This window comes from Polyangium sp. 15x6 (genome assembly GCF_029960785.1).
In the GTDB taxonomy this organism is placed as follows: Bacteria; Myxococcota_A; Polyangia; order Polyangiales; family Polyangiaceae; genus Polyangium.
Genome location: NZ_JASBQE010000050.1, coordinates 19,692 through 39,583, shown reverse-complemented (window position 1 = coordinate 39,583; position 19,892 = coordinate 19,692). Strand labels below are relative to the sequence as shown.

Genomic DNA, 19,892 nt, shown 5'->3' with positions numbered 1-19,892 from the left:
CGTTTCGGAAGAACGATGCAGCTCGTCAGGCAAATCGTCCGGGAGCGGCGCGAGTACAACGGCTGGGTCGCCAACGAGACGATGGAGGACTACTCGCTGCGGTACGCGCCGAGGTCCTTCCGCAAATGGTCCCCGCTCCTGCTCGGGAGCACCGCGCTCGGGGGCATCTCGTTCCTCGCGCTGGAGGCGATCGGTGGCTCGCTCGTCGTCCATTACGGGTTCCAGAACTCCTTCTGGGCGATCGTCGTCTGCAGCGCGATCATCTTCCTGACCGGCGTCCCGATCACGTATTACGCCGCGAAATACAACCTCGACATGGACCTTTTGACCCGCGGCGCCGGGTTCGGGTACATCGGCTCGACAATCACCTCGCTCATTTACGCCTCGTTCACGTTCATCTTTTTCGCGCTGGAGGCCTCGATCATGGCCCAGGCGCTGGAGCTCTGGCTGGGGATGCCGCTCGCGGCCGGCTATCTCGTGAGCTCGCTCTGCATCATCCCGCTCGTCCTCTTCGGCGTCACGCTGATCAACCGGTTCCAGCTCTGGACCCAGCCGCTCTGGCTGGTCCTCATGATCCTGCCGTTCGTCTACGTCTTCGAGAAGGACCCTTCCGCGCTCGCCGGCTGGACGAGCTTCGCCGGTGATTCCCCGAGCGGCCGCCATTTCGATCCGATCCTGTTCGGGCTCGCCGCGAACGTGTCGTTCTCGCTCATCGTCCAGATCGGCGAGCAGGTCGATTACCTCCGGTTCATGCCGGACAAGACGAAATCGAACCGCAAGGTCTGGTGGTTCGCCCTGCTCGCCGCGGGCCCGGGCTGGATCGTGCTCGGGGGCGCCAAGCAGCTCGCGGGCGCGTTCCTCGCCACGCTCGCGATCCGGCACGGCACGAGCGTGGAGAAGGCGCTGCAGCCGATCTGGATGTACGTGGCCGGCTACGAATACGTCTTTTCGAGCCGGAACATGATGATCGGGGCGGGCATCCTGCTCGTGCTCGTCTCGCAGCTCAAGATCAACGTGACGAACGCCTACGCGGGCTCGCTCGCCTGGTCGAACTTCTTCTCGCGCCTCTCGCACAACCACCCCGGCCGGGTGGTCTGGCTCGTGTTCAACGTGGCGATCGCGCTGCTCCTCATGATGTTCGGGGTCTTCCACACCCTGGACAAGGTGCTCGCGCTGTATTCGAACGTGGCCATCGCGTGGATCGGGGCCATCGTCGCCGATCTCGTGGTGAACAAACCGATTGGTTTGTCTCCAAAGTACATCGAGTTCAAGCGGGCGCACCTGTACAACGTGAACCCGGTCGGCTTCGGGTCGATGGCCGCGGCCTCGGTCGTATCCATGCTCTGCTACACCGGCCTCTTCGGCCCGGCGCTGAAGGCGTATTCGTCGTTCCTCGCCCTCGGCCTCGCGTTCGTGCTCTCGCCGCTCATCGCGGTGGCGACGAAGGGCAAATATTACATCGCCCGCACGAACGACCATTTCTCGAACGACAAGGCCCACGGCAGCGAGCCGTGCTGCATCTGCGAGCATTCGTACGAGCCGCAGGACATGGCCCATTGCCCTGTCTACCAGGGCTCGATCTGCTCGCTCTGCTGCACGCTCGACGGGCGCTGCCACGACGCCTGCAAATCGAAGACCGAGAGCCGCCGGCGCATCGCGACGTTCCTCGAAGGAAAACTCGCGCCGCGCCTCGCCTCGCGCCTTTTGCGCTTCGCCGCCGTCTATGCGGGCCTGGCGTTCGCGGCGGCGCTCGTGTTTTTCCTGTTCCACCAGGCCTCGGCCGTGACCGGCGAGGCGCGCGCCGCGCTCGGGCGTACGCTGACCGGGCTTTATGCGGCGGTCGTGGTGCTCGTCGGCGTGGGCGCGTGGTGGCTCGTGCTCTCGTGGGAGAGCCGCGAGCTCGTCGAAGAGGAGCTCGACCGGCAAAACGTCGAGCTCGAACAGGAAATCAAGGAGCACGAAAAGACGGAGGGCGCGCTCCGACAAGCGCGCGCCGAGGCCGAGACGCTCGCGAGCGCGGCGGAGGCGGCGAACCATGCGAAGAGCCAGTTCCTCGCGAACATGAGCCACGAGCTGCGCACGCCGCTGAATGCGATCATCGGTTACAGCGAGATGCTCGAGGAGGAGGCCGACGAGGGCGGGTACAAGGCGATCGTCCCCGACCTCGGCAAGATCCGGCAGGCGGGCAAGCAGCTCTTGATGCTCGTCGACGACGTGCTCGATCTGTCGAAGATCGAGGCGAACCGGATGGTCCTCGATCCCACGCCGTTCGACCTCGCCGCGCTCCTCGAAGAGGTGCGCGGGACGGTGCAGCCCATGGTGGATCGCAATGGCAGCAAGCTGATCGTCGAGGGCGCCGCCCAGCCGATCGAAATGGTCGCGGACAAGAAGCGCGTGATGCAGACGCTGAACAACCTGCTCAGCAACGCGGCCAAGTTCACGAAGGGCGGGCGTATCGTGCTCTCTGCGTCGCTCCACGAGGCGGGAAACCGGCCTTGCGTGCGGCTCGTCGTGGAGGACGAGGGCATCGGGATGTCGCCCGAGCAGCAAAGCCGGCTCTTCCAGCCCTTCACGCAGGCCGACCTCTCGACGAGCCGCAAATACGGGGGGACCGGGCTCGGCCTCTCCATCACGAAGCGGCTCGTGGAGATGATGGACGGGACGATCGAAATGAAGAGCGCGCTCGGCAAGGGGACGACGTTCACGGTGACCCTGCCGCGCACGCCGGCGCCGCGCGAGGCGGAGGATATTTAGGCGGAAGCAGACGGCGCTCGGGCGCCGACGTTCCAGCAGGCGGCCGTGAAGCGGACTTCGGCTCCGTGCACGTAGGGATCAAAGGCGGCGCGGACCGTTTCGATGACCTGCGTGCGCGTCCGTTCGTCCGACTGTTGAAGGAGCAGGCCAACGGGACCGAGCCGGCTCAGGTAACGGACGAGCTCCTTCTCGGGCAGGATGCATTCGACATCGATGGGCCGGATCTCGATCTCGGCCCAGCCGCTCTCTTCGAGAATGGTGTGCACCCGGCGCTGATCCGCGAAGGCGAATTGCCCCGGCGCATCCGGACGGCGGGCGGGGAGGTTCGGCAAGAGCGGCGCCGCGGCGCGCTCGGCCGTCGTCATGAAGGGGTTTTCCGTGGCGCTCCGCCAGGCGATGAACCGGAGCTCGGCGCCGTCCCTCGCGGCGCGTCGCAGGTTCGCAAAGGCCCGGACAGGGTCGTCGAAGAACATGACGCCGAAGCGCGAGATGATGTTGTCGTAGCTCGCAGGCTCGAATGCGTGGCTCTGCGCGTCGGCGCGGACGAAGCTCGGCGGCGTGTGTTCTCGTTCGGCGCGGGTCCGGGCGGCGGCGATCATCGGCTCCGAGATGTCGATGCCGACGCAGCGGCCCTTCGCTCCGAGCTTCCGCGCCACGGCGAGCGTCGTCGTGCCCGTGCCGCAGCCGACGTCGAGCACGCGGCCTCCGGATTCGGCGGAGACCGCTTCGACGAGTAGGTCCTCGAACGGTTCGAACATCTGGTCGAGCAGCGCCTGGGCATCGACCCAGGCGCGTCCGGCGAGGCCGTTCCAAAGCTTCGCCTGCTCGTTGTCCGCATGTCGCGTTGCATCCATGGTCCTCTCCTTTTCCTTGCCTTCGAGAAGCAGGAGCTGCACCATGCCAGTTCAAGTCGACTTGAGGTCAAGAGGGTGAGAAACCTGGACATCGTCGAGGTGGCGCAGCGGTCCGGCGTTCCTGCCTCGACGCTGCGGTTCTATGAGGAAAAGGGGCTCATCGCCTCGATCGGCAGGCGGGGCCTGCGCCGTCTGTTCGAGCCCGGCGTGCTGGAGCGGCTGGCGCTGATCGCGCTGGGGCGCGCCGCCGGCTTTTCGCTCGACGAGATCGCGCTCATGTTCGCGCCGGACGGGCGACCGCACATCGATCGGCAGATGCTCGTGGCCAAGGCGGACGAACTCGACAAGACAATCCGTGAACTGAGTGCCATGCGCGACGGCCTCCGGCACGCCGCTGCGTGCCGCGCGCCGAGCCACATGGAATGCCCCACCTTCCGCCGCCTGCTTCGGGCCACCGCATCTGGAGCTCTCGGAGCGCGAAAAAAGAGGGCTCCGCGGCCACCACGAAACGGGACTAATCGCGGGTGAAGACCTCGGTGTGCTCGAGCTTCAGGTCACATCCATTCGAGTGCATGGGCGCCCTCGTGTCGGTGAAGATCTGGCTGCGCCGCACGACGAGCCGCGTCCCCGGGCCCTCGCAGCGCAGGCCGGAGCGATACGAATAGCGGCCGATCTCGAGCCCATCGAGCACGACGTTCGCACCGCCCCGCACGCTCAATCCGCCCACGTCCTCCTCGGTGACCTGCGCGATCCCGCCCTCGCCGGCCGGTCCGTAGACGGTGAACGCCTCGCCGGCGCTGACGTGGAATGGCAAATAGAACCCCGGCGCGACACGGATCACCTTTTTCCCGCTGCCCAGCGCAGGAATGGCGTCCCGGATCTGGCAAAATGGATCGTGCCTCGCGCCCGTGGCGCGTTCGCATTCTTCGTAGTCGACGACGACCTTGCGGCCCACGTAAAGGACGTCTCTTTCGGGGATGCACCGGCCGCCCTGGTAAAGGTCGCACACGTCGCTCGCGCAGTGTGCGTGACGATTGCACGGCGAGCAGACACCCTGGACGCAGCCGAGCCCCGCGGCGCAATCGGAGCCGACTTCGCAGCGTCGCGCGATCGCGGATACGTCCTCGGCGAGGGATTCGGTTTCTTCGGCGAGGAATTCGGGGTCTTCGGTGAAGGATTCGGGATCGCCGCCCGAGCAGGCGGGGAAAAACAGGATGACGAGGAGGTATTTCAGTACGTTTCGAGGAGACATCGGGGGGGCGGCTGGCAAGGTCCGCGCCGCGCCCCCCGGCCCTTCAACCCTCGTTCTTGCCGACGGCCGACTTCCCCCGAACGGCGGCCCAGTAAAGCGCGGCCGCGATCGCGCCGAACGCGATCACGCCCGAGAGGTTCGAGGTCGAAAACTGCGTGAACACGGTGGAGAGGTCGAACTTGTGCTCCATGCCGAGCCCCGCGACGAGCGCCGCGACGAGGCCCGCGATCGCGCCGCCCGCGATGTATCCCGAGCTGAGCAGCGTGCCCGGGCTGAACTCCTCGTCGCCGCCCGCCTGCCCGCGCTTCCTGTCGACCAGCCACCGCACGATGCCGCCGACGAAAATGGGCACGCTCGTCGAGATCGGCAGGTACACGCCGACCGCGAACGGCAGCGCCGATACGCCGCAGAGCTCCATCACGATCGCCAGCATCACGCCGATGAGCACGAGGCTCCAGGGCAGCTTGCGCGTGAGAATGCCGTCGATGATCAGCGCGAAGAGGCTCGCCTTCGGGGCGTCGAGCTTCTTCACCTCGCGCAGCTCGTAGACGAGCTTCCCGTCCTCGCCGAGGTACCGCCCGGCGTGCATCGCCCCGCCTTCGGCCACCTCGAAGACCGTGTACGATTTGCGATCCGGGCCGAGCATCGTGCCCTTGCTCGCCGCGTTCTCGGGCACGGCGACGTCGCCTTCGAGCTTCTTCGGCTCGTGCGGCACGCGCCCGCCGATGCCGGGGTCGATGACGAACGCCACCTTCCCCGACTCCTCGACCAGGTATTTTCCTTGCGGAATGGCCGCGCCCGAGTTCGGCTGATAAGCGACGCGATAGTCCTTCCCGTCCGGACCCTTCTCCACCTGCGCGGTGATCGACTCGACCGGAATGGGCACGTCGTACGTCTCGGCGGCCCGCGTCGTGTAGGACGCATTGAGGAAGAGCAGCGTGTAGCCGATGACGAGCGCGCTCGTCACGACACCGACGAGCAGGCCAATCTGCTGCCTTCGCGGCGTCGCGCCCACGAGATACCCCGTCTTCAGGTCCTGGCTCGTCGCACCGCCGTTCGAGGCCGCGATGCACACGATCGCCGCCGTCGAGAGCGCCATCGCCCGGTGCTCCACGCCGACCCAGCCCATCGCCAGGAAGAGCAGGCACGTGATGAGCAGCGTCGCCACCGTCATGCCCGAGATCGGGTTCGACGACGAGCCGATCTCGCCGCAGATCCGCGAGGAGACGGTCACGAACACGAAGCCGAAGAGCATGATCAGAATGGCCGTGGGCAGCGTGATCCCGAGCATGGGCGCGAGCCATATCGCGAGCAGGAGCGCGACGAGGCCATACACGACCACCGAGAACGGCAGGTCCTTCTCCGTGCGCGGCACCTCCTTCGCCGCCTTGCCCGCGCGGAAGCTCTTGATGCCGCTCCGGAACGCCTTGACGATCGTGGGCAGCGCGCGGCCGAGGCTGATGAAGCCGCCCGTCGCCACCGCGCCCGCGCCGATGTAAAGCACGTACCGGCTGCGGATGTCGTTCGGCGACATGTCGCGAATGAGCGTCGTCGCCGGGAAAATCGGGCTATCGATCCTGTCGCCGAAGAACGCGATGAGCGGGATGAGCACGAGATACGCGAGGACGCCGCCCGCCATCGTGGTGCTCGCCGTTTTCGGGCCGATGATGTAGCCGACGCCGAGCATTTCCGGCGTGAGCTCCCCCGCGACGCTCGCGCCCTTCCAGCTCGTGAACCGATGGGCGGGGTTCATGTTGAAGAGCTTCAGCGGGTCGCCGAGGAGCTTGTACAGAAACCCGAGCCCGAAGCCCGCGAACACGGTCTTCGCGTTCGTGCCGCCCGTCTCGCCCACGACGAGCACGTCGGCGCAGGCCGTGCCCTCGGGGTATGTCAGTTTTCCGTGCTCCTCCACGATGAGCCCGTGCCGGAGCGGGATCATCATCAGCACGCCGAGCAAGCCGCCGAGCACGGAGAGCAGGAGCACCCGGCCCGCCGCGAGGTCGTAGCCCATGAGCAGGAGCGACGGCAGCGTGAATGCCACGCCCGCCGCGATCGACTCGCCCGCGGAGCCCGTCGTCTGGACGATGTTGTTCTCCAGGATCGTCGCGCGTCCGAAGAAGCGGAAGATCGTGATCGACATGACGGCGATCGGAATGGACGCCGAGACGGTCAAGCCGACCTTGAGGGCGAGGTAGACCGAGGAGGCGGCGAAGACGATGCCGAGCAGCGCGCCGAGCGCCACGGCGCGCACGGTGAGCTCGCGTGGGCTCTCGCGCGCGGGTACATAGGGCTCGTGAGGCGCGTGCGAGGCCGATGCATCGGGGACGGCGGCCTCGGCATCGGGGACGGGGGAGGACGCGGACATTGCCGCACCCTATCAAATGGACAGGGGGATGTCTTCCACTCTCACACGCTCAACGAGATGCGAGGTCCTCGGCCTGCAAGATGGCATTGATGCGGACGGCGGCGGCCGCCCCTTCGGCCTGCGCCACGCTGACGAGCTGGACCCGCGGCGAAGCGTCACCCACCACGAAGACGCCTTCGGATTCCGTGCTCCCGTGGAACTCCGCCTCCGTCGTCCCGTCGCCGTTGATCTTGCAACCGAGCTTCGTGGGCAGGTCCGATCGAGGCACCTCGCCCGTCTTCAGGAAGATCGCCCGCCGCGGCACGACCTCGCAGTCCTCGAGCACGACCCGCGAAAGCTCCTCGCCGTCGCCTTCGAGCCGCGTGATGGGCGTCTCCCGCAATCCGATTCGATGTTTTTCGAGCAGGCGCCTGTCGTCGTCCGTCAGCGCGGCTGGGCCGTGCGTGAAGACGACCACGTCGTCGCTCCAGCCGAGGAGCAGCAATGCAGCACGAATCGCGCGGTGCGCGGGGCCGAGGACGCCGATCGGCTGGTCCCGGCATTCCCAGCCGTCGCAGATCGGGCAATGGTACACGCCGCGCCCGTAATACTTGATGATGCCCTCGATCGAGGGAATGACGTCGAGCATCCCCGTCGCGAGCACGATCTTGCGCGCCTCGACCCGGCCGCCGTCCGCGAGCTCGGCCTCGAATCCATGCCCGCTCCGGCGGACGTCGCAGACCTCGACGTCGCGAATCGTGACGCCGTATCGCCGGGCTTCCTCGCGCCCGCGGCGCAAGAGCTCCGCCGGGGGCAAACCGTCGTGCCCGAGGAGCCCGTGAATGCCTCGCGCGGGCGCATTGCGAGGGGTCCCGGCGTCGCAGACCAGCACCTTGCGACGGCAGCGCCCCAGAATCAGCGCCGCACCGAGTCCGGCCGGACCTCCGCCGACGATGAGCACGTCGAAGCGTTCCACCCCCCTCGCCTCCCCTCGGTTGAACCGCCCCGAGGGAAACCTGGCACCGGGAGTGGCCCGCGGGAAGCCCAGCCAGGCCGCCAGACGCAGGAATCAGGATCCGGGGTCCTGGTGCATCCGTGATCCAGGTGGATAAGTGGAGATCCAGGTTTGTCTTACGTACCTGAGGCGTCGGAGCCTCACCCCCCCGGGAGCTCGGTTCAGATCCGGCGGGCGCCGCGGAAGCGCTGCGGGTACGAGCCCGTGCCGTCGACGCCGCCGTTGAAGATCGACCAGCCGCCCGTGTTGCCCACCGTCGGGCCGTTGGCCGTCGTGCGGCTCGAAATGAAGCGGTAGTTCCCGCCGCTATCGCGCCCCACGAACATGCCGACGTGGCTGATCGCGCTCGGATTCTTGCCGCAGAGGATGGCCGTGGCGATCGCGTAGTTGCACGACGTGTCGAAGAAGACGAGGTCTCCCGGCTCGATCGAGGCGAGCTCGGTCGTGGTCGGGGCGCCCTGGAAGGAGGGCGCGCCGGCGGGCTGCGTGCGGAAGGGGACGATGATCTTGCCCGTGCCGGACCGGTACATGTCCTCGCTCGAGCGCGGCAGGTGACCGGTGAGCGACTTCAGGGAAAGCGGGATGCTCGCGTCCTTCCCTTCGAACGTGAAGTTCGTGCGGCTGCCCCAGACGAGGCGCATGTAGCCCGAGCAGTCGAGCGCGCCTTCGAACCCGAGGTCCGGCAGGATCTTCAGCGCGTCGATGGGATCCCAGTCGATGCCGAGGAAGTCATGGAAATCGGCGCCGAGCGCGTACCGCGCGTCCTCGGAGCCGCCCTCCACGTAGTCGTAGGAGATGGCGAGCACGTCGGTCGTGCCGGCGTCGCAGTTGACGCCGCGGGCCGCATTGAGCCACGCCGAGAGCATCGTCTCCGAGGTCTTCTCCATGTCGAACGGCTCGCTCAGCGTCCGCACCCACGACGTCGTCGTGACCGTGGCGACCGACTTGTCCCCCGCGTCGAACGTGCGCGATGCCCCGATCATCCGCACCGAATACCCGCCCTGCGTGAACCACGCGACCGGCTCGCCGTCGATCGACGCGATCTTCGTGTCCCCCGATTTCGTGAACGTGAACGTCGCGACCTTCGCGCACGGCCCCGCGTCTTGCGGTTCGTCCTCCGTCTCCACGACCGGCTCGTCGTCGGGCGGCGGCGTCGTCGTCTCGTCTCCGCCCGTCTCGTCGGGCTCGTCACCGTCCGTGATTTCCACGTCCTGGCCCGCGGGGGGGGGCGCATCTTTTCCACCCCCGCCGAAGCAACCGGTGAGGGTCGCGGCGAGCGTGATTCCGGGGACGAGGACGCTGGCAAAAGACCGAAGTGCAGCGAGCATCGTGGCCATGGGGGGAACCTCCGAGGGTCGGGGTTTCGCGGCGCCGGGGCTTCCGCGCCTGCCGCCGGGGGAGGCGGCGTGGTTCGGCTACGATAAGCTGCAAGGGGTGTGCCGGCCGAATTTGCGGATCAGAACCGACGCGCGCCGCGGAAGCGCTTCGGGTAGGTCCCGGAGATGCCGGTGGCATTGTTGAAGACCGACCAGCCGCCCGTGTTCGCGACCGTCGGGCCGTTCGCCGTCGAGCGGGACGAGAGGAAGCGGGCGTTGTTCGCGGAGTCCTGGCCGACGTAGATCCCGGTGTGGCTGATCGAGGTCCAGTCCGTGCCGCACGAGGGGGAGGACACCGCGTAATCACAGCTCGAATCGAAAAATACGATATCGCCGACCTGGATGGCCGAGAGCTCCGTCGTCGTGGGCGTGCCGTTGAAGGCGACGGCGCCCGTGGGCTGGGTGCGGAAAGGAACGATGATCTTGCCCGGCCCCGATTGATATTGATCCTTGCTCGCGCGGGTGAGCGTGCCCGGCACGTAAAACGACATCGGGATCTTCGCCTCCAGGCCGCTATAAAGAAAATTCGCGCGGAAGCCGAAGACGAGCCGCAAGAAGCCCGAGCAATCGATCCTGCCGAGCTGGGTGGCATCCGCCGCGACGATGTTCCCGTCGGCGGGGTCCCACGAAAGGCCAAGATAATCGTGGAAGTCCGCGCCGTTCGCGTAGGCAGCGTCCTTCGAGGCGCCCTCGATGTATTCGTAAGCGACGGCGAGGATGTCCGAGGTCCCCGTCACGCAATTGACGACGCGCGCGGCGTTCAGCCATGCGCTGCGCGCCGTGGTCCCCATCGTGACGGGGTCGAAGGGCGTGGCGAGCGTGCGAATCCACATCGTCGTGGTGACGGAGGGCACGCCGGTCACCCCGGCGGAGAAGGTCCGCGAAGGACCGGTCATCCGGACCGTATAGGAGCCTTTCGTGAACCAGGCGACGACGGTCGTGTTGATCGAGGCGGTCGTGACGTCCCCCGACGTTGCATATTTGAAGGTGGCCACCGTGGTACACGCCGCACCCGCCTGGGGACTCGGGTTACCACTGCTCTTCTTTCCTTTGGCATCGACATCGTCCGGCTCGACGTCCTCGGGTTCGTCCTCTTCCTCGAACGCGGCCAGCTTGGATTCGTCGTCGCCGTCGTCCTGCCAATCGTGGCCGAACTGCGCGATATCATTCGGCTCCTCCTCGTCGAGGATGCAGCTCGGCAGGGTCGCGGCGATCGTCGCACAGGGGAGAAGAGCGGCGGAAATACGGAACAGGGACAGGCTCTTGGCCATGACACACCTCACCTCCGACACTGCGGAGACGTGCACGCCGGGTGGGGGTGCGGCGCCGGACGTCGTTACGCAGTGACCATCTCCAGCGTAACCCGACCGCCGTCGCGTTCCTTCATTTTCCGCGTCGAATCGAGCGCAGGCGCGAGGTCCGTGAACTGGATCTCACTTCATGACCGAATTGGTGGCGCAGCGTAGATTCTCATGGTCGCCCGTCCGCCGGCGGTGGTAACCTGGCGGGTTCTCGGTTCGCCCATTTCGAGGCCCGGGGCGGCGCGGGAGGGAAAACGGCGCGCCGCGGCCCCGGGCCATGGTATCGTGGTCGGTTTCGCGGATCACTCGTCGAAGAGCGAGAGCTGTCGCTTCGGCCGCTGGAACGTGGTCTTTGCCTCACGGGTGATCCGCTCCCGGTTCAGGCCGAGCCGCGCGCAATGGGCCTCGAACATCCGCACGATCATCGCCCACCGGGGCCCGAGCCCCGAGAAGCGCGCCCCGAACGCGCTCTCGTTCATCTTCCCGCCGCGCATCTCCTGGATCGCATTGCGAATTTTCTGCACCCGGAGCGGGTACGCCTCGGCGAGCCGCTCCTCGAAGACGGGCAGGACCTCGGCCGAGAGCCGGAGGGGCTGCAGGAACGCCGCCTCCGCCCCCGCCTCCCGCGCGCGTTCGAGGAGCTCCGCGATGTCGGAATCGTTGAGCCCCGGGATGACCGGCGCAATGGCGATACCGACCGGGACGCCCGCGTCGGCGAGGGCGCGCATGGCGCCGAAGCGCAGGCTCGTCTTGCTCGCCCAAGGCTCGATCTTGCGCCCGTCTTCGTCCTCGGCGAACGGGATGCTGAGGAACACGTGCGCCCGCGCCCGCCGGGAGAGCTCCGCCAAGAGGCCCGCGTCCCGCGCCACGAGGCGGCTCTTCGTGATGATCGAGACCGGATTCGTGAAGGCGAGGCAAACCTCCAGGCATTGCCGCGTGAGCTCGTAGCTCGCCTCGAGCGGCTGATAACAATCCGTATTTCCGGACAGGACGATCCCGTCGCCGCGCCAGCTCGGCCTCTCGAACGCCTCGCGGAGCAGGCGCGGCGCGTTCGTCTTGACCACGATCTTGCGATCGAAATCGGTGCCCGCGCCGAAGCCGAGGTACTGGTGGCTCGGGCGGGCATAACAGTAGGCGCAGGCGTGGATGCAGCCGCGGTAGGGGTTCAGGCTGAAGCGGAAGGGCAGATCCGGGCTCTCGTTCTCGGAGAGGATCGAGCGGGCCTCCTCCTCGAAGACCTGGAGCGTCGCGTTCGGCGGCTCGTCGAGCCACTCGACCTCGGTCTTCGCCCAGGGGTTCGGCGGGTTCTGCACGGGGCGCGGCATGCCGCGCATCCTAGCGCGACGGCCCCGGTTTGTCTGCTCGGATGTTCAGTCCGGCAAACTCACGCGTACGCGCGGAGGAACGCGAGGAGCGGCGGGTTCACCTGATCGGCGTGGGTGAGGTTCGACGCGTGGGCGGCGCCTTTCACCGTGACGAAATTCTTGCAACCCGAGAGTTTGTCCGCGAGCAGGCGGCCGCGCTCCATCGAAATCGCGAGGTCCGCGTCGCCGTGGAAGACGATGGCGGGCTGCTTGATCTCCGCGAGGCGATCGGTGATGTCCTCGCGCTCGATGAGGGCGAGCGTGGGCGCCACGAGGCCCTCGATCGGGGTCTTTCGCCACGTCGAGACCCACGGCTCCCAGTGCTCGGGCGCGCCGAGGATGAGGCCGGCGATCGCGTGGACGATCGGATCGATCGGGCCTTGCTGCCGCCAGGTCTCCAGCATGCCGCGGTTCCCGGCGAGGGTCTCGGCGTCGTCGACGCCGCCCTGCGTGTTGATGAGGACGAGGGCCTTCACGCGATCGGGCCACTTCAAGGCGGCGCGCAGCGCGAGAAAGCCGCCCTGGGACATGCCGCCGACGACGGCGCGCTCGATGCCGAGGTGATCGAGGAGCCGAATGCAGTCCTCGACCGAGTCCCAGTAGGTGAAGCGATTGCCGTCGCTCTGCGTGCGGCCGAAGCCGCGGGCGTCGAAGCGGATCACGCGGAACTCGGGCGCGAGGACCGAGATCTGCGGATCGAACATCGTGAGATCCATCAAGAAGCCATGCGCGAGGACGACGGGCGGTCCGTCGCCGCCGGAATCCTCGTAGAAAATCTTCTGGCCATTCAGATCGACGTGGGGCATGGCATGAAAGAAAACCGAAAGGGGCCTTGCGGTCAAGATGCGGCGCCTCTCGGAGAGAAGGAGCGGGGAGACACATGAGCGGATCGGTCGTGGCCATCACGGGCGCGTCGGGCTTCCTCGGCCGGGCACTCACAAAGCGTGCGCTCGCCGCCGGCAGGACGGTGCGAGGGCTCGATCTCGCGCCGGAACGGGAGGGCGGCCCCTCGATCGAGCTCGTCCGCGGCGACGTCTCGGATCCGGCGGCGTGCGCGGCGCTCTGCGCGGGGGCGGAGATCGTCTATCACACGGCCGCGGTCGTTCGAGAGTCGGGCCCGATGGCGCTCTTCGAGCGGGTGAACGTGGGCGGCACGGGCGCGATGCTGGTGGCGGCGCGGCGCGCGGGGGTGCGCCATTTCGTGATGATCTCGTCGGTGATGGTGCACGGCTTCGATTACCCCGACGGCGTGGCCGAGGACGGACCCGTGGGCGGCCTCGACAATCCCTATTGCGCGACGAAGATCCGAAGCGAGGCGCTCGCGCTCGCGGCGCACGAGCCGGGCGTGCTCGACGTCTACGTGGTGCGGCCCGGCGACATCTATGGCCCGGGCTCGATCCCCTGGACGGAGCGGCCCACGCGCATGATGGCGGCGCGGTCCTGGATTTACGTCGATAGCAAGGCCCGTCACGTGAACCACGTATACGTGGACAACCTCCTCGACGCGATCGACCTCGTCCTCGAGACGAAAAAGAGCGGCCTGCCTTTCACGGTCACCGACGATCGGCGCACGACGGCACGCGAATTTTTCAGCCACTACCAGCGATTCCTGGGCCTGCGCGGGCTCCCCGATCTCCCCGCGCCGCTCGTGCTCCGCACGGCCTCCGCGCTCGATCGCGCGGCCTCCGCGCTCGGGCGGGAGCTCGAGATGAACCGCGAGGCCGTGCGGTACGTGCTGCGCCGCGGGCAATACGGGATCGAGCGGATCAAGTCGATCGGCTACCGGCCGCGGATCGGGCTCGACGAGGGAATGGCGAGGAGCTTCGCCTGGCTGCGCGCCAAGGGATACGGCTGACGTTCTGCGTTCTACCAGGGAAATCCCGAGGGCTCGTTCGGTGGAATCCCGAGCCGTCCGAGCATTGCCATTGCCGGATGCATCGTGTATGGGCAACGCGAGATGGCCTCGTCGGGCACCGGCACAGAAGAAACCTCGGATGCGGCCGCGGCGGCCCGAAGAAAACTCCTCTCGGACGCGACGCGCGCGTTCGCGGGGGCGAGCCTCGATCTGGAGGTGCTGCTCCAGACGATCGCCGAGCAGATCACCTCGGCCCTCGGCGATTCGTGCTCGGTCAGCCTGCTCTCCGAGGACGGGACCGAGCTGCATTACGCCGCGATCAGCGATCGGGACCCCGAGCGTGAGGCCTTCGCCAAGGAGCTGTTCGCGAAGTACCCGCAGCGCGTGACCGAAGGCATGAGCGCGCATGTCCTCCGCACCGGCAAGGCCGTCCTCTCGACAGCGCACGACCTCGCGCAGCAACGCGCGCGCCTGCGGCCCGAACACCGGCAGATCCTCGATCGTTACACGCTCCACGGGCAGATCGTCGCGCCCCTCTCCGTGCAGGGGCGCCCCACGGGGTTCGTCGCCGTCGGCCGTTACACGCCGCGGCCGCTCGACGAGGCGGATCTCACGCTCGTGGAGGCGCTCGCCGAGCGCGCGGGCATGTCGATCGAGCACGCCCGGATCCACCACGCCCGCGAGGAAGCGCGGCGCGCGGCCGAGGCGAACGCGGCCCGAGTCGCTTGCCTGCATTCGGTGACCGCGGCGCTCGCCGAGGCCATCACGCCCGAGGACGTCGCGAATGTCGCGCTGAAGCACGGGATCGCTGCCCTCGGCGGGGTCGCCGGGTCAATTTACCTCGCCGACGGCGACGCGGGCGCGCCGCTCGTCTTCGCCATGCAGGGCTACCCCGAGGTCATCCAGACGAAATTCGTGGGAACGCGGATCGCGGTGGGCCCCTCGACCGACGCGCTCGCGACGGGCGCCGCGCTCTTCTTCGAGGAGGCGGAGAGCTTCCTCCAGGGTTATTCGAACCTCGCCGATGTCGCGAGACAACACGGCTATCGCGCGCTCGCCGTCGTCCTCCTGCGAACGCCGCGGGAGGTCCTCGGCACGCTGTCGGTCTGGTTCGCCGAGGAGCGGCGGTTCGTCCCGGCCGAGCGCGAATTCATCCAGCTCGTGGCCGATCAATGCGCGCAGGCCATGGAGCGCGCCCGGCTGCACGATCGGGATCGTCGCGAGGCGCGACGGCTGCAATTGCTCATTGCCCAGACGCCGGCGATCCTCAACATCCTGCGCGGGCCCGACCTCGTCTTCGAATTCGCCCACCCCCTCACGGTGCGCGCGCTCGGCGGGCGTGAGCTCGCGGGCAAACCCGTCCTCGAGGCGATCCCGGAGCACGAAAAGCAGCCCTTCATGGAGCTTTTACGGCACGTCTACCGGACCGGCGAGCGAATCGAAGGAAAGCAGGCCTTGGCCCGCTTCGACCGGCACAATCATGGCGTGCTCGAAGACTCTTACTGGGATTTCGTGTATCAGCCGACCCGCGACGACGCCGGCCGGATCGACGGCGTCATGACGATGGATATCGAGGTCACCGACCAGGTGCTCGCGCTCCGCGCGGCCGAGGCGGCGCGCGCGCGGCTCTCGGCCGCCGAGGAGCGGCTGCGGCTTTCGCTCGACGCGGGGGCCATCGGGATCTGGGATCTCGGGCTCGACACGGGCCAGGTGGAGGCGGACGCGCGGTGTCGGACGGCGATGGGGCTCCCCGCGGAGGGGGAGCTCGATCGAGAGTCGTTTTTCCAGCACGTACATTCCGAGGATGCGGATCGCGTGCGGGAGGCGGTGCGCCGCGCGCTCGAGCCCACGAGCGACGGGACGTTCTTGCAAGAGTTCCGCGTGCAGGGAAACAGCGACAGCGAGATGCGCTGGACCGCGCTGCGCGGGCGCGTGATGTTCGACGCCGAGGGCCACCCGACGCGCTTCGTGGGCGGGGCGGCCGACATCACCGGCCGCATGCGCGCGGAAGACGAGCGCGCGCAGCTCCTCCTCCGCGCGCAAATGGCCCGCGACGAGGCGGAGCAAGCGAGCCGCAGCAAGGACGAGTTTCTGGCCATGCTCGGCCACGAGCTCCGCAATCCATTGTCGCCGATGCTCACTGCGCTCCAGCTCATGCAGATGCGCGCGCCGGACGTGCTCGTCAAGGAGCGCACCATCATCGAGCGGCAGGTCGGGCACCTCTCGCGGCTCGTGGACGATCTGCTCGACGTCTCCCGGATCGCCCGGGGCAAGATCGAGCTGCGCCGAAAAACCCTCGAAATGGCGGAGGTGCTCGGCAGGGCGGTGGAGCTCGCGAGCCCTTTGCTCGAAGGGCGCAAGCATCGGCTCTCGGTATCGGTCCCCCCGTCCGGGCTGCCCACCCACGGCGACGAGCAAAGGCTCGTGCAGGTCTTCGCCAATCTGCTCACGAATGCGGCGAAATACACCGAGCCCGGCGGGGAGGTCGAGGTCGAGGCGGAGCGACAGGGCGACGAGGTGAGCGTGCGGGTGCGGGATTCCGGGGTGGGGATCGCCGGGGAGCTCCTGCCGCACGTGTTCGATCTGTTCATTCAGGGAAAACGCACCCTCGACCGCTCGGAGGGCGGGCTCGGGCTCGGGCTCGCCATTGCGCAGAGCCTGGTAAAACTCCACGGCGGGACCATCCTCGCCGACAGCGAAGGGCCGGGCAAGGGAAGCGCATTCACGGTGCGCCTGCCGCTCGGGGAAAAACCCGATGCCGGGCGGGATGCGTCGCGCGCGGGTAGGAGGGACGACGCGTGGTCCGCGCACGCCGCTGCGCCCAAGCGAACGCGGCTGCTCGTCGTCGACGACAACGGCGACGCCGCCGAAATGCTCGCGGAGGGGCTACGCGCGTTCGGCTACGAGGTCGTGGTCGCGAGCGACGGCCTCTCCGGGCTCGCGCTCGCCCGGGAGACCTCGCCGGATCTCGCCGTGCTCGACATTGGTTTGCCGGTGATGGATGGCTACGAGCTCGCGCGTCGGCTGCACGAGATTCCGGGCATGGCGAGCTTGCCGCTCGTGGCGCTCACGGGTTACGGGCAAATCGGCGATCGCCTCCGCACGCAGGAGGCCGGGTTCCGGGCGCACCTCGTCAAGCCGGCGGAGCTTGCGCAGGTGGTGTCGCTTCTGGCGACGCTGGGGGTTCCTCCGCCGGTCTCGTCGCCGCGCGCGGCTCGGGAAGCTCCGCGGCCATGATCTTCTCGCGGCGGGCGAGGAAAAGCGCCACGCCGAGCCAGAGGCCCGCGAGCGGGACCGCGACGAGCGATATCCCCGAGGAGGACAAACCGAGCGAGAGCAGGCCCTTGTGCGCCCACGCGCTCGCGGCGTCGCCGCCGCGGAACACCACGGTATCGATGAAGCTCTTCGCCTTGTATTTCGCTTCCCGGGGCAGGACGGTATAAAGCACCTCGCGCGCCGGGCGCTCGATCGCGTATTGTGCCGCGCGGCGGAGGCCCTCGACCACGGCCACGACGGCGAGCGACGGATAGACGGCGAGCGCCGAGAATCCGAGGCCGGAGAGGACGGGGAGCACCACGAGCGCCGCGGCGAGGCCGAGCCGGGTCATCAATCGGCCCGTCAGAAAGAGCGAGAGCACGGCGGAGAGGACGTTCACGGCCGTATCGTTCCAGGCGAAGAGGGCCGTATGCGCGGCCGCTCCCTCTGCCGCGCGGCGGACGAGGTCCGTCTTCTGGAGATAGAGGAACGTGTTCATCGTCGTGAGGAGGAGCATCGCGAGCGCGATGCCCGCGAGGTACGGCGACGCGACGATGAGGCGAACGCCGGCGAAGAGCGAGCCGCCGACGGGTTTGTCCGAGGAGGCGCGGGGCCCCGATTCGTTCCGGGCGCCGGCGTGGTGCTCGGCGCGCCGCGCGCAGAAGACGCAAGCTTCGAGGGTGACGGCCGAGAGGATGAGCAGCCAGAAGAGGTGCGTTTGTCCGAGTCGCTCACTGACGGCCGCGGTCACGAGCGGGCCCACGATCGCGCCCGCGCTGCCGCCCGCGGCGATGATGCCGAAGAGGCGTTTGCCCTGCTCGCTCGTGAAGACGTCGACGAGGAAGCTCCAGAGGACGGAGACGACGAACAGGTTGTAGACGCTGGTCCAGACGAAGAAGACGCGGCCGATCATCGGGCGCGGGACGCCGAGGGAGGCGAGCGCGAAAAAGAGGAGGAGGTTTGCCGCGAAGAACCGGTGGACGACGGGAACGAGGCGGCGGCGCGAGAGGCGCGTGACGAGGGCGCCGTAGAGCGGGACCGCGCAGAGCATCACCACGAACGTCGCGGAGAAGAGCCAAGGCAGGGCCTTCTCGCCGCCGGCGATGCCCATGGCGTCCCGGAGCGGGCGAATGAGGTAATACCCGGAGAGGAGCAGGAAGAAGTAGACGAACGCCCACACGACGGCGCCGATCTCCTCGGGGCGCACGGCGACGACGCGCTGAACCAGGCGCAAGACGAACCCTCGCTGCATCGCGGGCATCATGCCCGAACGGCGCGCGGCGGGTACGGGGAATGCCGGTTCTTTTTTTGCTTCACGAAGGCGCGAGCGCCGCGGCCGCGACCTCCGCGTCCACGAGGCGGCGTTTTCCCGAGGCGAAGCTCTGCTCGGTCTCCGGGCCGCGGCCCGCGATCACGACCACGTCCGAAAGGCCCGCGTCCGCGATCGCCCCGCGGATGGCCTCGGCGCGGTCGAGGACGACGCGGACACCCGGATGATCGCCGAGCCCCGCGCGGATTTGTTCGGCGATCGCCGCAGGATCCTCGCTCCGGGGGTTGTCGCTCGTGAGCACGATCCGATCGGCGCGCCGCGCGGCTTCGCCCATGAAAGCGCGTTTGCCGCGGTCGCGATCGCCGCCGGCGCCGAAGACCACGACGAGGCGGCCCGCGGTGAGGCGACGCGCGGTGGCGAGCGTGCGGGCGAGCGCGTCGGGCGAATGCGCGTAATCGACGACGGCGCGTGGCCCCTCGCCGAGGACCTGGAATCGACCGGGCGGCGCGGGCACGCGAGCGATCGCGTCCGCCGCGTCGGCCGGAGGGACGCCCGCCTCGATCGCGGCCGCGAGCGCGGCGAGGGCATTCTCCAGGAACGGCTCGCCGATCGCGCGAATGCATATTTCCTGCGGCATGTCGCGATGACGTGACGAGGGCGCGAGCCTGCCGCGCGTGCCTTCCCAGCCGACGGAGATTTCCTCGGCCACGAGATCGGGCCGAAGCGCCGGCCTCCCCGGCGCGCGGGACGGGAGGCCGTACGTGACGGTCCGCGCGCCTTTCGCGACGACCTCGGCGAGCAGCTCCGAGGCGGGATCCCAGGCATTGAGGATCGCCGCGCCGCCCGCGGGCAGGTGCACGAAGAGCTGCGCTTTGCTCGCGAGGTAATGCTCGGGCGAGCCGTGCGCGTCGAGGTGATCGCGCGTGAGGTTCGTGAAGACGGCGAGGGAGATGGGCCAGGCCTTGGCAAACCCGAGCGCGAGCGCCTCGCTCGTGGCCTCGACGGCGGCATGTCGCGCGCCCTTTTCGTAGCCGTGGCGCATCGCTTCGAGGAAGTCGTCGTGCGTCGCCGGGAACGGAAGCGGCGCGTCGTCGAGGAAGGCGCCGAGCGTGGTGACACGCAGGACGGGCCGCGCGAGGCAAGCGAGCGCGGCCGCGAGGTAGGTGGTGGTCGTGGTCTTCCCGTTCGTGCCGGTGACGCCCGCGGTGGTCATGCGGCGCGAAAAGCGGGGCGGCGGCGGGAACATGGGCGC

General features: G+C 68.2%; 14 protein-coding genes. 4 read left to right on the top strand and 10 right to left on the bottom strand.

Annotated features, from left to right (window positions below; genetic code table 11):
• Positions 1-15 precede the first annotated feature (15 nt).
• Positions 16-2,754 (top strand): ATP-binding protein, encoded by a 2,739-nt coding sequence (locus QHF83_RS30835; RefSeq protein ID WP_282421564.1) that lies wholly within the window; start codon positions 16-18, stop codon positions 2,752-2,754.
• Here QHF83_RS30835 and QHF83_RS30830 read toward each other — a convergent pair.
• Entirely contained in the window at positions 2,751-3,608 is an 858-nt protein-coding gene (locus QHF83_RS30830; RefSeq protein WP_282421563.1) for a class I SAM-dependent methyltransferase, read from the bottom strand. The genes QHF83_RS30835 and QHF83_RS30830 overlap by 4 nt on opposite strands.
• 75 nt (positions 3,609-3,683) lie before the next feature.
• Between QHF83_RS30830 and QHF83_RS30825 the strand changes: the two genes are divergently transcribed.
• Complete coding sequence (locus QHF83_RS30825) at positions 3,684-4,136, top strand: helix-turn-helix domain-containing protein (protein ID WP_282421562.1); 453 nt, start codon at positions 3,684-3,686, stop codon at positions 4,134-4,136.
• Here the strand turns inward: QHF83_RS30825 and QHF83_RS30820 are convergent.
• The 7 genes from QHF83_RS30820 to QHF83_RS30790 form a co-directional block, all read right to left on the bottom strand.
• Positions 4,123-4,860: a hypothetical protein gene (locus tag QHF83_RS30820; RefSeq protein WP_282421561.1), complete on the bottom strand. Its 738-nt coding sequence runs from the start codon at positions 4,858-4,860 to the stop codon at positions 4,123-4,125. The two genes, QHF83_RS30825 and QHF83_RS30820, sit on opposite strands and share 14 nt — an antisense overlap.
• Before the next feature lie 43 nt (positions 4,861-4,903).
• A complete protein-coding gene (locus tag QHF83_RS30815; protein WP_282421560.1) occupies positions 4,904-7,225 on the bottom strand; it encodes an oligopeptide transporter, OPT family in 2,322 nt (773 codons plus the stop codon).
• A gap of 49 nt (positions 7,226-7,274) precedes the next feature.
• Positions 7,275-8,180, bottom strand: a complete 906-nt coding sequence (locus QHF83_RS30810; RefSeq protein WP_282421559.1) for an NAD(P)/FAD-dependent oxidoreductase — start codon at positions 8,178-8,180, stop codon at positions 7,275-7,277.
• Between the two features lie 200 nt (positions 8,181-8,380).
• Positions 8,381-9,556 carry a hypothetical protein gene (locus QHF83_RS30805; protein ID WP_282421558.1) on the bottom strand — a complete coding sequence of 392 codons (1,176 nt, stop codon included), beginning with the start codon at positions 9,554-9,556 and terminating at the stop codon, positions 8,381-8,383.
• A 119-nt stretch (positions 9,557-9,675) separates the two neighbouring features.
• On the bottom strand, positions 9,676-10,866 hold the full coding sequence (locus QHF83_RS30800; protein WP_282421557.1) for a hypothetical protein: 1,191 nt from the start codon (positions 10,864-10,866) through the stop codon (positions 9,676-9,678).
• 332 nt (positions 10,867-11,198) lie between these two features.
• The gene (locus QHF83_RS30795; protein ID WP_282421556.1) at positions 11,199-12,221 is read right to left on the bottom strand and encodes a PA0069 family radical SAM protein; all 1,023 of its coding nucleotides are present in this window, start codon (positions 12,219-12,221) and stop codon (positions 11,199-11,201) included.
• 59 nt (positions 12,222-12,280) lie between these two features.
• Positions 12,281-13,066 (bottom strand): alpha/beta hydrolase, encoded by a 786-nt coding sequence (locus QHF83_RS30790; RefSeq protein ID WP_282421555.1) that lies wholly within the window; start codon positions 13,064-13,066, stop codon positions 12,281-12,283.
• A gap of 74 nt (positions 13,067-13,140) precedes the next feature.
• Between QHF83_RS30790 and QHF83_RS30785 the strand changes: the two genes are divergently transcribed.
• Together QHF83_RS30785 and QHF83_RS30780 are read left to right on the top strand one after the other, a co-directional pair.
• On the top strand, positions 13,141-14,115 hold the full coding sequence (locus QHF83_RS30785; RefSeq protein ID WP_282421554.1) for an NAD-dependent epimerase/dehydratase family protein: 975 nt from the start codon (positions 13,141-13,143) through the stop codon (positions 14,113-14,115).
• Between the two features lie 102 nt (positions 14,116-14,217).
• Entirely contained in the window at positions 14,218-17,352 is a 3,135-nt protein-coding gene (locus tag QHF83_RS30780; protein WP_282421553.1) for an ATP-binding protein, read from the top strand.
• Here the strand turns inward: QHF83_RS30780 and QHF83_RS30775 are convergent.
• On the bottom strand, positions 17,249-18,622 hold the full coding sequence (locus tag QHF83_RS30775) for an MFS transporter (RefSeq protein ID WP_282421552.1): 1,374 nt from the start codon (positions 18,620-18,622) through the stop codon (positions 17,249-17,251). The two genes, QHF83_RS30780 and QHF83_RS30775, sit on opposite strands and share 104 nt — an antisense overlap.
• Positions 18,623-18,683: 61 nt before the next feature.
• Positions 18,684-19,886, bottom strand: coding sequence for a UDP-N-acetylmuramyl-tripeptide synthetase (gene murE / locus QHF83_RS30770; RefSeq protein WP_282421551.1), 1,203 nt, complete (start codon positions 19,884-19,886; stop codon positions 18,684-18,686).
• Between the last annotated feature and the right edge of the window lie 6 nt (positions 19,887-19,892).